We start from the raw sequence: 12,905 nt of genomic DNA on the forward strand, positions 1-12,905 counted from the left end.
ATTCGCACATGGACGCGCTGCTGGTGCACCGCTGATCAACGACCGCTCTGATGTCGCTTGCGCCGGCGGTGTGCTCTGCGTAGCGAAATAAAGGAGGAGCGAAGCGGGGGACATTCGCGGAGCAGAGCACACCGTCGGCGTGAGCGCGCCCTGAACGGCTGCGCCCAGAACGACGCACCCCAAACACCAACCGCTCAACGCGGCGATCAAAAAAACAAGTCTTCATGTCAGTGGGAAGCTTCAGCCAGCTTGGCATCGGGCTTGACGGTACGCAACAACGCCAGCATCTGCGTCTCGATGCGCTTCAGCGCCGCATCGGTCTGGCCTTCGAAACGCAGCACCAGCACCGGCGTGGTGTTCGACGCACGGATCAGGCCGAAACCATCGGGCCAATCAACGCGCAGGCCGTCGATGGTCGACACCTTCGCCGGGGCCGCGAAGCTCGCGTCCTTCACCAGCTTGTCGACCACCGCATGCGGCTCGCCTTCGGCGCAGGCCACGCTCAGTTCCGGTGTCGAAAAGCTCGTGGGCAGTGCGTTCAATACGTCGCTCGCATTCGGGCTCTTGCTCAAAATTTCGAGCAGACGGCAGCCGGCGTACGTGCCATCGTCGAAACCGAACCAGCGCTCCTTGAAGAAGATGTGGCCGCTCATTTCGCCGCCCAACGGCGAATCGATTTCCTTCATCTTCGCCTTGATCAGCGAATGGCCGGTCTTGTAGATCATCGGCACGCCGCCCGCGGCCTCGATGGCCGGGGCCAGGCGCTGCGAGCACTTCACGTCGTACACGATCGTGCCGCCCGGCACGCGCGACAGCACGTCCTGCGCAAACAGCTGCATCTGGCGGTCGGGAAAAATGTTCTGGCCGTCCTTGGTGACGATGCCCAGGCGGTCGCCGTCGCCGTCGAAAGCCAGGCCAAGCTCGGCGTCGCCCGATGCCAGCGCGGCCATCAGGTCCTTCAGGTTCTCGGGCTTGCTCGGGTCGGGGTGGTGGTTGGGAAAGTCGCCATCGACTTCGCTGAACAGCTCCGTCACTTCGCAGCCGATGGCGCGGAAGATGGCCGGCGCCGTGGCGCCCGCGATGCCGTTGCCCGAGTCGACCACGATCTTCATGGGGCGCGCCAGCTTGATGTCGCCGGCAATGCGCTTCACATAGGCATCGGTCACATCGACCTTGCGCACGCTGCCGCCGGGTGCGAGCCTGGCCGTGCCTTCTTCCATGGTCTTGCGCAGGCCCTGGATTTCGTCACCGTAAATGGCGCGGCCGGCCAGCACCATCTTGAAACCGTTGTAGTCCTTCGGGTTGTGGCTGCCCGTGACCTGGATGCCGCTGGTGCACAGCGTGTGGGCCGCGAAGTACAGCATCGGCGTGGTGACGGCGCCCACGTCGATCACCTCGACGCCGGTGGCCACCAGGCCCTTGATCAGTGCCTCGACCAGCGCGGGGCCCGACAGGCGGCCATCGCGCCCCACGGCCACCGACTTTTCGCCCGCGGCACGGGCAGCGCTGCCGAACGCCCTGCCAAGCGCTTCCGCCACCTCGGCATCGAGGGTGGCCGGCACGACGCCGCGAATGTCGTAGGCCTTGAAGATCGACGCGCTGAGCTGCATGAAAGGCGTTTACCTGTTGGATCTGGAACGGGGCATTGTAGGCAACGCTCCGTGCACCCACATGTCCGAAAACGGCCAGTTGAAACGAGTCGAAACCGTATCATTTGCCCATGCCTACCACACACGCCCCCACCGAAGCGCTCGAGAGCGACGCCTGCTACCTGGCGATGAAGACGCACGACGCGCGCTTCGACGGGTCGTTCTTCACCGCCGTGACTTCCACCGGCATCTATTGCCGGCCGGTCTGCCGCGTCAAGCTGCCGCGCCGCGAGAACTGCCGGTTCTTTCGCCACGCGGCACAGGCCGAGGCCGCGGGCTTTCGCCCCTGCCTGCGCTGCCGGCCCGAGCTGGCGCCGCGCGCGGCCAGTTGGTCGACCGAAGACGCTTCGCGCATCCTGGCACTGCAGGCGGCACGCCTGATCGACGAGCCCGATGCGTGGTCTGAAGACGGTCCGGGCGCGGCGCAGATCGCGGCGCGCCTGGGCGTGAGCGACCGCCACCTGCGGCGCATCTTCGAGGCGCAGTTCGGCGTGTCGCCGCTGCAATACCTGCAGACGCGCCGCCTGCTGGCCGCCAAGCAGTTGATTGCCGACACGCGGCTGCCGATGACCCAGGTGGCGCTGGCCAGCGGCTTTGCCAGCGTGCGCCGGTTCAACGCGGCGTTCGTGGAGCACTACGGCCTCAACCCGAGCGCGCTGCGGCGGGCCGGTGGCGCCACCGCCGAGGGCGGCAGCAGCGAAGGCAAGGCCATCGAAGTGCGGCTGGGTTTCCGGCCACCCTACGACACCCACGCAATGCTCGCCTTCTTCGCGCGCCGTGCGCTGCGCGGCGTCGAGCTTGCCTCCACCGCGGACGGCAAGGAGCCCGCCAAGGGCAGCACGCCCACCTACGTGAAGCTGGCCCGCACATTGCGCGTGCAGCAAGGCGCGCAGACGCATGCCGGCTGGCTGCAACTGCGCTTCGACATCGAGCGCGAGCAGATGCTGCTGTCGGTGAGCGATTCGCTCGCGGCCGTGCTGCCCATCGTGATCAGCCGCGCACGCGCCATGTTCGATCTCGACGCCGAGCCCATGGCCATCAACGCGGCGCTGCATGCGGCCTTTCCGCACGGCGACGGCTTGCGCGTGCCGGGCACGGTCGACGGCTTCGAGCTGGCGGTGCGCGCGGTGCTGGGCCAGCAGATCACGGTGGCCGCGGCGCGCACGCTGGGCTCTCGGCTGGTCGAGGCGTTCGGCGACGCCATCGCCACGCCCGTCGAAGGCCTGAACCGGCTGTTTCCCACACCCGCGGCCATTGCGGCGGCGAGCGGCGACGCGCTGGGCCAGCTCGGCATCGTGCGGCAGCGGCAGACCGCGCTGCAGGCCGTTGCCCGCGAGGTCGCGGCCGGCAGGCTGGCCCTGCACGCGGGGGCCGACGTGCCATCGACCATCTCGGCGCTGCAGGAGCTGCCGGGCATCGGTGCCTGGACCGCGCAGTACATCGCCATGCGCGCACTGCGCTGGCCCGACGCCTTTCCGGCCGGCGACGTCGCGCTGCAGAAGGCGCTGGGCGTTACCACCGCCCGCGCGGCCACCGAAGCCTCGCAGGCGTGGCGGCCCTGGCGCGGCTACGCGGTGTTGCGCGCCTGGCACGCGCCCTCCTCACCGTCACCTTCGCCGGCCGCCGAACCCGCGGCCACGGAATCTCCCATCAACATCACAACGGCAGGCCTTGCCGCCTGAAATGTCATGAAGTTCAAGAGCAAAGTCATCTACACCTCGCACATCGACACGCCGCTCGGCGGCATCACCATGGCGGCCACCGACCAGGGCTTGGCCGGCGTCTGGTTCGACCAGCAGCGCCACTGGCCCGACACCGTGGGCTGGATTGCCAAGGACGACCATCCGGCGCTGGTCGAGGCGGCCGCGCAACTGCACGACTACTTCGCCGGCAAGCGCGACAACTTCGACATGAAGCTCGACCTGTCGCACGGCACCGCGTTCCAGCAGAGCGTGTGGCAGCAGTTGCTGGCCATCCCGGCCGGCGCCACCACCAGCTATGGCGCGCTCAGCGTGAACGTGGGCAACCCGGCCGCCGTGCGCGCGGTGGGCGCGGCCGTGGGACGCAACCCGATCAGCGTGATCGTGCCCTGCCACCGCGTGCTGGGTGCGGACGGCTCGCTGACCGGTTACGCTGGCGGGCTCGATCGAAAAACCGCGCTTCTGGAGTTGGAAGGCGCGCTGTAGAACCACCCGAAGAAGATTGACTGAAAGACGCATGACCACAACGAACAACAACACCGTCGTCGCAACACCGGCCGCATCCAGCACCAATGCCTGGCTCATCGACCTGGTGCTGCTCGGAGCGCTCTGGGGCGCGTCTTTTCTCTTCATGCGCATCGGCGCGGCCGAGTTCGGTGCGCTGCCGACGGCCGCCGTGCGGGTGGCGATTGCCGCGCTGTTCCTGTTGCCCATCGCGCTGCTGCGCGGCCAGGGCCCGTCGCTGGCGAAGCACTGGAAAGCCAGCCTTGCGGTCGGCGTCTTCAATTCGGGCATGCCGTTCGCGCTGTTCTGTTTCGCGCTCCTGACCATCAACACCGGGCTGGCGGCCGTGCTCAATGCCACCACGCCGATGTTCGGCGCGCTGGTGGCATGGGCGTGGTTCCGCGAGCGCCCCAACGGCTCGCGCATCGTCGGCCTGGTGATCGGCTTCACCGGCGTGGCCATGCTCGCCAGCCGCAGCGCCGGCCTGCATGCGGGCGCCAGCGGCAACGCGGCGCTGTGGGCCGTGCTGGCCTGCCTGGGCGCCTGCCTCTGCTACGGCATTTCGGCCAGCGCCACGCGGCGCCACCTGACCGGCGTGCCCGCGCTCACCACCGCCACCGGCAGCCAGATCGGCGCCACCCTGTTCCTTGCGCTGCCCGCCATCTGGCTGTGGCCCGCGCAAATGCCCAGCCTGCGTGCCTGGGGCGCGCTGCTGGCGCTGGGCATCGCCTGCACCGGCGTGGCGTACATCCTGTTCTTTCGCCTGATCGAACGCGCCGGCCCTGCCCGCGCGCTGACGGTGACCTTTCTCGTGCCGGTGTTCGCGCTCTTCTACGGCGCCGTGTTCCTGGGCGAGAACATCACGCAATGGATGCTGATCTGCGCGGTGGTGATCGTCTGCGGCGTGGCCTTGTCGACCGGCATCGTGAAGCTGGGCGGCGCGCGCAAGCCCGCGGCCTGAAGACCTGACGGACTGAAAGCTGCCCTCGGTGGCCGGGCCTAGACGGCCCCGGCCACCACGTTCACCGACAACGCCAGCACCAGCATGTTGAAAGCGAACGCCAGCACGCTGTGGAACAGCGTGATGCGCCGCATCTCGCGCGAGGTGGCCTGCACGTCCGACACCTGCGAGGTCATGCCGATCACGTACGAGTAGTACAGGAAGTCGAAGTAGTCCGGGTCGTCCTTGCCCGGGAAGTCGAGCCCGCCATCGGGCGAGCCGCTCTTCTGGTCGATGTAGTAGCGGTGCGCGTAGTGAAACGCGTAGATCGTATGCATCATGAGCCACGACCCCACCAGCGCCACCAGCCCCAGCGCGATGTGCACGGCGCGCTCGATGCCATCCATCTGCCTGACCTGCTGCAGCATCATCGCGATGGCCGTCACGCTGACGCCCACGGCCACCAGCATCGACACCAGGATCACGATGTTGGGCTGGTCCATCGACTGCGCGCGCTCGCGCGTGCGCCGGGCATCGAAGGTTTCCACCAGCCACCACGTCAGCACCATGAAGACCAGCACGCCCGCGCACCAGCCGGCCAGCCCGCGCGCCATGGCGGCCACGGGCCAGGGCATGAGCGCGACCGCGACGCCGACCACGCCTCCATAGAGAAGACGCTGGGGACCGGTGGTGGTGGAAAGGTGTTGGCGCATGCGGCACTGTAGCGCTGCACGCGGCAGTACCCCTCCGTCAAAAACGTCCTACATGCACAGCCGCAGTTCGCGCATGGGAAGCCCCTTGGCCCACTATTAACTTGGGGGTCAACAAAAGGGAGCCACGCCCGGAAGACACATGCGCAACAACGAGAAACGCGCGCAGGTGCCCGAGGCAATTTTTTTGTCTTCTCAAGGATTCCTTTCATGTTGTTGCTTCGCTCCCGCCCCCTCGACCGGGCCTGCCGGCTCGGCGTTTTCGGTGCACTGGGTGCACTGGCCGGTACAGGGTTTCTTTTTGCAGCGGCACCGGCCCATGCCGACCCGTCGCCCGCGCTGGACCGCTTCAGCCTCTCGGTCGGCGCCTTCAGTGCCGACCCCAAGTTCAACGCCTCGGTGAACACGCCCTACGGCTCGCTGCAATCGGGCGACATCAAGCCCGGCCGCGTGACCATGCCGCGCATCTCGGCCGACATGCTCATCGGCGACAGCCAGGGCATTTCGTTCGACTACTACCAGTACAAGCGCGACTACACGGGCGGCGTTGCAAGCAACAACTCGTTCGGAGGCCTCGGCTCCCTGAATGCCTTCGGCAACGCCAGCATCAACACCAAGCTGGACTTCGCCAAGCTCTCGTACAAGTGGTGGCTGGGCACCGGCAACACGGTGTTCGGCCTGGGCGCCGGCGCGGCCTACTACCGCGCGACCCTCGGCGCGAGCGCCACCGCCGTGGTGAACGGGCAGGTCGGCACCTACAGCGAGAGCTCGAGCGACAACGCCATCGCTCCGCTGCTCGAAGTGGGCGTGCGCCACGCCATCACGCCCGACCTGCGGCTGTTCGCCGACGCCTCGGGCGTGTGGAAGAACAACGGCCGCTTCCACGGCAACATCTACAACGCCTCCGCCGGCGTCGAGTGGTTTCCCGTGAAGAACGTGGGCGTGGTGCTGGCCTATGGCGTGACCAACATCGACCTGACACGAGAAAACAACTTTGCCGACACGCGGCTGAAGGTTCGCCTGCAAGGGCCTTCGGCCTTTCTCAAGGCACGCTTCTGACCTTCGGGTGATTTGCGGGGACCAGCGAAGCCGCTGGCTTTCGCACGCGCCTGTGTAGCCACTCTTCGCAAGACGCGGTGCGGCCGCCAGCCTTAGGCTGCGCCCCACACCGAACGAAGAATGGAGACACAGAGCATGCCCAGCGCCAGCCAGAGCCCTTTCCCCGCTGCATCCACCGCACCGGCAGCCCCCGCCTTCGCCCAGCGCATCGCACGCGTTGCGCTGGGCGATGTGATCCACCGCTCCGCGCGCCGCTTCGGCGCGCGCACCGCGCTGGTCGAGGGCGAGCACCGCCTTTCCTACAGCGAGCTCGATGCGGCGTCGAACCGCTTTGCCCATCACCTGCTGGGCCTGGGCCTTGCAAGCGGCGAGCGCGTGGGCATGCTGTGCAACAACTCGATCCAGATGGTGGTCGCCATGCTCGGCATCCAGAAGGCCGGGCTGGTGTGGGTGCCGATCAATACGGCGCTCGCGGCCGATGCCATCGGCTACATCCTGGCGCATGCCGAAGTGCGCCACCTGGTGATCGACACCGCGCTGCATGCCCGGCCCGACCTGCGCCAGTTGATCGATGGCGCCGGCATTGCGCCGCTGCTGTGCGTGCTCGACGGCGACACGCCACCGCCCGGCGTTCCAACGGTGCAGGAGGCCATTGCCCAGGGCCCTTCGACGCTGCCCGGCGTGCCCATCGACAGCGGCCAACTCGCGCTCATCATGTACACCAGCGGCACCACCGGCCGGCAGAAAGGCGTGATGCATTCGCACGCCTCGGTGCACTCGGTGCTGCTGAGCAACATGGTCGAATGGGGCAGCAGCCCCGAGCGGCGCGACGTGTGGAGCAGCGTGCTGCCGCTGTTTCATTGCGGCCAGCACACGGTGCTGATGTCGGCGCTGGCGGTGGGCGGCACGCTGGTCATCTTGCGCGGCTTCGACCCCGGCGCGGTGCTCGGCGCCATCGAGCGCCACAAGATCACGGTGATGGTCGGCCTGCCGATGATGTACGGCGCATTGCTGGCGCACCCGCAGCGCACGGCGCGCGACCTGTCGAGCCTGCGGCTGTGCGTGTATGCGATGGCGCCCATGTCGCGCACGCTGCTGCTGCGCCTGCTCGACGAGTTCTGCCCCAACTTCGCGCTGGTCTCGGGCCAGACCGAGATGTACCCGGGCGCCACCATCTTCGAGGCGGAGGAACAGCGCAAGCGCTTCGGTTCGTACTGGGGCGTGGCCACGCTGGTCAACGAGGTCGCGGTGATGGGCGACGACGGCGAGCTGCTCGGACCCGATCAGGTCGGCGAGATCGTCTTTCGCGGGCCCAACGTGATGCTCGGCTACTACAAGGACCCGGAGGCCACCGCGCATGTGCAGCGCTTCGGCTGGCACCACTCGGGCGACCTGGGCAAGCTCGATGCCGAGGGGCAGCTGATCTTTCTGGACCGGCTGAAGGACATGGTGAAGTCGGGCGGCGAGAACGTGCCGTCGATCAAGGTCGAGGAGGTGCTGCTGCGCCACCCCGCCGTGCTCAATGCGGCCGTGGTGGGGCTGCCGCACGACCACTGGGGCGAGGCGATCACGGCCTTCGTGACGCGCCGGCCCGATGCGCCCGAAGACTTCGACGCGGCGGCGCTCACGGCGCACTGCAAGGCGAACCTCGGCGGCTTCGAGGTGCCGAAGGAAATCATTTTCCTGCCGGCCCTGCCGATGACGTCGACCGGCAAGATCCAGAAGTTCGAGCTGCGAAAGTCGCACCAGTCGCACTACCAGCGCGACTGATGCGACTGACACGACTGAGGCAACGCAGCCGCTAAGGCCGGGGCGGCAGCAGCGCGGCGCGCACTTCCTTCTTCAGCACCTTGCCCACCTTGGAGCGCGGCAGGTCGGCCCACACCTCGATCTGCTTGGGCGCCTTGACGCTGCCAATACGCGCCTTGACGAAGGCCTTGATGTCTTCCGCATCCACCTGCCGGCCGGCATGCAGCTGCAGCACCGCCACCACGCGCTCGCCCCACTTCTCGTCGGGCAGGCCGACGACGGCGCTGTCTTGAATGTCGGGGTGCTGCATCAGCACCTGCTCCACCTCGGCGGAGTAGACGTTGAAGCCGCCCGAGATGATCATGTCCTTGGCACGGTCGACGATGTACAGGAAGCCGTCTGCATCGAGGTAGCCGATGTCGCCCGTGTGGTGCCATCCGTGGCGCGAGGCCTCCTGCGTGGCCTTCGCATCCTTGTAGTAGCCCAGCATCACGAGCGAGCCGCGCACCACGATCTCTCCGCTTTCGCCGGTGGGCAGCAGCACGCCGTCGCCGTTCATCACGCCGACCTGCACCAGCGGGCCGGGCCGCCCCGCCGACGCCAGGCGATGCCGCGCCACCGAGCCGTCGGCGTTGAAGTGCTCGCGCGGCGACATCATCGAGATCATCATCGGCGCCTCGGTCTGGCCAAACAGTTGCGCCATGACCGGGCCGATCTTGTGCAGCGCTTCCTCGAGCCGCGCGACCGACATGGGCGCCGCGCCGTACCAGAAGCATTGCAGCGAATCGAGCCTGGTCGCCGCCAGTTGCGGATGCTGCAGCAGCATGTAGATCAGCGTGGGCGGCAGGAAGGTGTGGGTAATGCCGTGCCGCCCGATCAGTTCGAGAAACTCGCCCAGGTCGGGCTTGGGCATGATCACCACCTGCCCGCCCAGTGCCATCACCGGCAGGCACAGCACGCCGGCCGCATGCGTGAGCGGCGCCAGCGCAAGGTAGGCCGGTCGCCCCTCGAAGGGGTAGCCCATCAGCGTCAAGGCCGACATGGCTTCGAGGTTGCGGCCCGAGAGCATCACGCCCTTGGGCTGGCCGGTGGTGCCGCCGGTGCCGGCGATCATCGCCACGTCGTCGATCACCGGTACATCGATGGGCGCGTCGCCTGCATCGGCCAGCCACTGCTCGAGCGAAGGAGCGAAGGGCATCGGCTTGTCGATGCACACCAGCGTCGTCACCTTCGGCAGGTCGGCGCGCATCTGCTCGACCAGCGGCGCGTAGTTGCTGTGGAAAATCAGGCAACTGCAGTCGAAGGCATCGAGCACGAAGCGGTTCTCGGCCGCCTCGTTGCGCGGGTTGATCGGGCACCACACGGCGGCGGCCCGCGAGAGCCCGAACACGCAGGCGAAGGCCATCGGGTCGTTGCTCGACAGCACCGCCACCTTGCTGCCCGGCGCGATGCCGCTGCGCTGCAGCGCGCGGGCCACGCGGTGGCTGAACCGCTGCACGTCCCCGTACGACAACAGCACGTCGCCCATGCGCAGGCAGGGTGCGGCGGCACCCAGCGAAGCGCCCTTGTCCAGATAGTCGACGAGGCGCATGAGGGTCAGCCCATCCGGGTGAGCATGGGCTCCTGCACCAGTCCGAAGCTGCGCAGCGCGCCGAGCAGCTCGCGGTGCCCGAAGGCCTGGCAACCCGAGGCAAAGCCGGCGCGGCGCGGCGCCTGCTGCAGCAGCGAAGCGGCCGCATAGGCTTGCAGCAAGCCGGTCTGCTTGTAGTTGCAGTTGCCGAAGATCACGCAGTGCACACGGCCCAGCGGACCGGAGGCATGCACCGAATCGACGGACTTGTTGATGCGCGGGTTCTCGCGCGGAGGCATGGTGTTCATCACGCCGGCCGCCGTCTGGGCCAGGGCTGCATAACGGTCTTCTTCGTTCATGCCCTCGGTTGCCTTGAGCGCGGCCGCCACGATCTGCGGCACGCCCAGCATCAGCGGCTTGTTGAAGACCCCGCCGAGCACCTTCACGTTGGCCACGCGCGGATCGCGCTTGAACCACACGGGGTGCGAAGTGCCGCCCCAGGGCAGCGCCAGCGCGGCTTCATGCTGGCCGGGAATCGACAGGTGGTACAGGCCCGCGTCGGGTTGCCATTCGACGTACTCGTTCTGCTCCAGGTAGTAGGCCTTCGACGTGGCCGCATTCACCAGGATGGTCTGGGTCGATGCGATGGTCGGGCTGCCGCCCCAGAACACGGCGATGTCGAGCGTGTCGAGGCCCGGCGTTTCCAGGCACAGCTGTGCCGCGATTTCGCCGGTGGTGTACATCTGCGCCAGGCCGGGAGACAGCAGCAGGCCCGCGGCGGCGAACCTGGCGCCCCACTCCTGCTCGAGCGTGATGAGCCAGTCTTGCTCGCCCGTGGTGTCCGTGTAGTGGCATCCGGCGGCCAGGCAGGCCTGCACGACCTCGGGGCCGAACTTGGCGAAAGGCCCCACCGTGTTGAGCACCACCGAGGCACCGGTGAAGAGCTCGGTGAGCGCCGCCACCGAATGCGCCACTTCCACCACCTCGTAGCTCGCGGTCTCGATGCCGGGCACGTTGGACTTCATCGCCGCTTCGAGTTTTTCCGCGCTGCGGCCCGCCGCAATGAAGGGGATGTTGTACTCGCGCAGGTACTCGCAGATCAGGCGGCCGGTGTAGCCGGAGGCGCCGTAGACGACGACGGGTTTCTTCTTGTTGCTGCTGCTCATGTTGTCTCTCCTTTAATCGATGCTGATTGCTCACATGCCCATGCCGCCGTCCACCGAGAGCCCCGCGCCGGTGATGAACCGGGCGGCGTCGGAGCAGAGGAAGACCACCACGTCGGCCATGTCGCCGATTTCGCCGAGCCGCCCGAGCGGCGTCTGGCCGATCACGTCGCCCACGGCGGCTTCGACGCTGGGCGCAAGCCCCGCGGCCACGATGTCGCTGGCGAGCTTCATGCCCATGTCGGTGGGCACCAACCCCGGGTAGATGCAGTTGACGCGCACGCCGTAGCCCAGCTTGCCGGACTCCATGGCCGCGACGCGCGTTGCGCGGTCGACCGCCGACTTGGTGGCCGAGTAGCCGGCAATGGCGGGGAACGCGATGGTGGCGGCCACCGATGCGATGTTGACCACGGCACCGCCACCGCCCGCGCTGCCGCCGGGCCGCATCGCGCGGAACGCGTGCTTCATGCCGAGCAGCGTGCCGGCCACGTTGACGTCGAGCATGCGGCGCAGGTCGTCGCCATCGACATCGATCACCAGCGAAGTGATCTCGATGCCGGCGTTGTTGACCAGGATGTCGAAACCGCCCAGCTCCTTGACGGTGGTTTCGGTGGCCGAAGCCCAGTCGGCATCTTTGGTGACGTCGAGCGGAACGAAGCCCACCTTCGCCCCGGAGGCGGAGAGCCGCGCGGCGGTGCCGCGGCCCACGTCGGCGAGCACGTCGCCAATCATCACGGATGCGCCGGCCGCCGCCAGCGCTTCGGCAATGCCCGCGCCAATGCCGCGCGCACCACCAGTCACCAGGGCCCGGCGCCCTTTCAAGTCGAACTTGGCCATCACTTGTCTCCTGTAGATATGTTGTGAGATGGAGCGGTCATCCTAGAAATCGACTTGACGTGTGTCAAGTTTTTCTTTGACGAGTGTCAAGATTCCATAAAATCGCATCCAATGCACTCCAGTGCGGGTTCTCCCGCATGCGTGCTATGGTTTGCAACTATCAAGAAACATGGTGCCGGCAGGCATGCGGCACAGCTGAAATGACGACACATCAACGGGTCAAGAAACACGCGGAGCGGGTGCCGAAGGCACGGATCGACAAGTTTTCGGAGCGGCGCGCCGAGCTGGGCGAAGCGGCCCTGACAACGCTGGCGGCGCTGGGCTATGCGCGCACGAGCCTGCGGGAAATCGCGCAAAACTCGGAGTTCTCGCACGGGGTGCTCCACTACTATTTCAGCGACAAGGTCGACCTGATCATCTGCAGCGTGAAGCAGTACAAGGCGCGCTGCGTGAAGCGCTACGACCACGCGGTGGAAAGCGCGACGACGTTCGATGAGCTGATGGACGGGTTCCTGCAAAGCCTGGCGGACACGCTGCGCGACGAAGGCCACGTGCACCGCCTGTGGTACGACCTGCGTTCGCAGGCGCTGTTCGAGGAAGCTTTTCGAACGGACGTGGTGCAGATCGACAAGAGCCTGGAAGACATGATCTGGCGCATCATGAGCCGCTTCGCGGAGCTGTCTGGCGAACAACCTGGCATGTCGCCGCCGGCGACGTATGCGCTGTTCGACGGGCTGTTTCAGCAGGCGTTGCTGAAGCACCTTTCGGGAGACGTCAAGGCGATCGCCGACATGAAGGCGGATGTGCGGCAATCGATCGAGCGGCTGTTCGTTGTGCCTTCCGTGAAGGTGGCTCCTGCGGCTCGCAAGCGTCGGGCCTGAGTCGTTTCCGTCGCGTGATGCGCGACTGCTGTTGTTCGGGGCGGGTGCGGAGTCATTCGGGGCGCGTGCGACTGACACCGGGTGCTCCCCTCCGCGAATGTCCCCCGCTTCGCTCCTCCTTTATTTCGCTGCGGGGAGCACCC

Annotated in this window: 11 protein-coding genes; 6 read left to right on the forward strand and 5 right to left on the reverse strand. The window is 67.2% G+C overall.

What is annotated here, in order from left to right; translation table 11 throughout:
• Nucleotides 1–227: 227 nt before the first annotated feature.
• Nucleotides 228–1,610: a phosphomannomutase/phosphoglucomutase gene (locus DBV14_RS21500; RefSeq protein WP_124461872.1), complete on the reverse strand. Its 1,383-nt coding sequence runs from the start codon at nt 1,608–1,610 to the stop codon at nt 228–230.
• Between the two features lie 110 nt (nt 1,611–1,720).
• On the opposite strand from DBV14_RS21500, the gene DBV14_RS21505 reads away from it, so the two are divergent.
• From DBV14_RS21505 to DBV14_RS21515, 3 genes are read left to right on the forward strand one after another with little or no spacing between them, the layout of a single operon-like run.
• Nucleotides 1,721–3,331: a DNA-3-methyladenine glycosylase 2 family protein gene (locus DBV14_RS21505; RefSeq protein WP_124461874.1), complete on the forward strand. Its 1,611-nt coding sequence runs from the start codon at nt 1,721–1,723 to the stop codon at nt 3,329–3,331.
• 6 nt (nt 3,332–3,337) lie between these two features.
• On the forward strand, nt 3,338–3,835 hold the full coding sequence (locus DBV14_RS21510) for a methylated-DNA--[protein]-cysteine S-methyltransferase (RefSeq protein WP_124461875.1): 498 nt from the start codon (nt 3,338–3,340) through the stop codon (nt 3,833–3,835).
• A 31-nt stretch (nt 3,836–3,866) separates the two neighbouring features.
• Complete coding sequence (locus tag DBV14_RS21515; protein ID WP_124461877.1) at nt 3,867–4,814, forward strand: DMT family transporter; 948 nt, start codon at nt 3,867–3,869, stop codon at nt 4,812–4,814.
• A gap of 38 nt (nt 4,815–4,852) precedes the next feature.
• On the opposite strand, the gene DBV14_RS21520 is transcribed toward DBV14_RS21515, so the two are convergent.
• Nucleotides 4,853–5,506: a DUF1345 domain-containing protein gene (locus tag DBV14_RS21520; RefSeq protein ID WP_124461879.1), complete on the reverse strand. Its 654-nt coding sequence runs from the start codon at nt 5,504–5,506 to the stop codon at nt 4,853–4,855.
• A 207-nt stretch (nt 5,507–5,713) separates the two neighbouring features.
• Between DBV14_RS21520 and DBV14_RS21525 the strand changes: the two genes are divergently transcribed.
• Entirely contained in the window at nt 5,714–6,562 is an 849-nt protein-coding gene (locus DBV14_RS21525; protein ID WP_124461882.1) for a hypothetical protein, read from the forward strand.
• A gap of 135 nt (nt 6,563–6,697) precedes the next feature.
• Nucleotides 6,698–8,332: a class I adenylate-forming enzyme family protein gene (locus DBV14_RS21530; protein ID WP_124461884.1), complete on the forward strand. Its 1,635-nt coding sequence runs from the start codon at nt 6,698–6,700 to the stop codon at nt 8,330–8,332.
• 31 nt (nt 8,333–8,363) lie between these two features.
• Here the strand turns inward: DBV14_RS21530 and DBV14_RS21535 are convergent, their stop codons facing one another.
• From DBV14_RS21535 to DBV14_RS21545, 3 genes are read right to left on the reverse strand one after another with little or no spacing between them, the layout of a single operon-like run.
• Nucleotides 8,364–9,902, reverse strand: coding sequence for an AMP-binding protein (locus DBV14_RS21535; protein ID WP_124461885.1), 1,539 nt, complete (start codon nt 9,900–9,902; stop codon nt 8,364–8,366).
• Between the two features lie 5 nt (nt 9,903–9,907).
• Nucleotides 9,908–11,047, reverse strand: coding sequence for a DUF5938 domain-containing protein (locus DBV14_RS21540; RefSeq protein ID WP_124461887.1), 1,140 nt, complete (start codon nt 11,045–11,047; stop codon nt 9,908–9,910).
• Nucleotides 11,048–11,077: 30 nt separating this feature from the next.
• Nucleotides 11,078–11,881 carry an SDR family NAD(P)-dependent oxidoreductase gene (locus DBV14_RS21545; protein ID WP_124461889.1) on the reverse strand — a complete coding sequence of 268 codons (804 nt, stop codon included), beginning with the start codon at nt 11,879–11,881 and terminating at the stop codon, nt 11,078–11,080.
• A 137-nt stretch (nt 11,882–12,018) separates the two neighbouring features.
• Between DBV14_RS21545 and DBV14_RS21550 the strand changes: the two genes are divergently transcribed.
• On the forward strand, nt 12,019–12,762 hold the full coding sequence (locus DBV14_RS21550; RefSeq protein ID WP_260397170.1) for a TetR/AcrR family transcriptional regulator: 744 nt from the start codon (nt 12,019–12,021) through the stop codon (nt 12,760–12,762).
• Nucleotides 12,763–12,905: the final 143 nt, after the last annotated feature.

The organism is Variovorax sp. KBW07 (assembly GCF_003852515.1).
Classification (GTDB): Bacteria; Pseudomonadota; Gammaproteobacteria; order Burkholderiales; family Burkholderiaceae_C; genus Variovorax.

Excerpts from the sequence above, each read along its gene's own strand:
- DBV14_RS21500 (WP_124461872.1), bottom strand. The coding sequence starts at position 1,610 with ATGCAGCTCAGCGCGTCGATCTTCAAGGCCTACGACATTCGCGGCGTC.
- DBV14_RS21505 (WP_124461874.1), top strand. The coding sequence starts at position 1,721 with ATGCCTACCACACACGCCCCCACCGAAGCGCTCGAGAGCGACGCCTGC.
- DBV14_RS21510 (WP_124461875.1), top strand. The coding sequence starts at position 3,338 with ATGAAGTTCAAGAGCAAAGTCATCTACACCTCGCACATCGACACGCCG.
- DBV14_RS21515 (WP_124461877.1), top strand. The coding sequence starts at position 3,867 with ATGACCACAACGAACAACAACACCGTCGTCGCAACACCGGCCGCATCC.
- DBV14_RS21520 (WP_124461879.1), bottom strand. The coding sequence starts at position 5,506 with ATGCGCCAACACCTTTCCACCACCACCGGTCCCCAGCGTCTTCTCTAT.
- DBV14_RS21525 (WP_124461882.1), top strand. The coding sequence starts at position 5,714 with ATGTTGTTGCTTCGCTCCCGCCCCCTCGACCGGGCCTGCCGGCTCGGC.
- DBV14_RS21530 (WP_124461884.1), top strand. The coding sequence starts at position 6,698 with ATGCCCAGCGCCAGCCAGAGCCCTTTCCCCGCTGCATCCACCGCACCG.
- DBV14_RS21535 (WP_124461885.1), bottom strand. The coding sequence starts at position 9,902 with ATGCGCCTCGTCGACTATCTGGACAAGGGCGCTTCGCTGGGTGCCGCC.
- DBV14_RS21540 (WP_124461887.1), bottom strand. The coding sequence starts at position 11,047 with ATGAGCAGCAGCAACAAGAAGAAACCCGTCGTCGTCTACGGCGCCTCC.
- DBV14_RS21545 (WP_124461889.1), bottom strand. The coding sequence starts at position 11,881 with ATGGCCAAGTTCGACTTGAAAGGGCGCCGGGCCCTGGTGACTGGTGGT.
- DBV14_RS21550 (WP_260397170.1), top strand. The coding sequence starts at position 12,019 with ATGCGTGCTATGGTTTGCAACTATCAAGAAACATGGTGCCGGCAGGCA.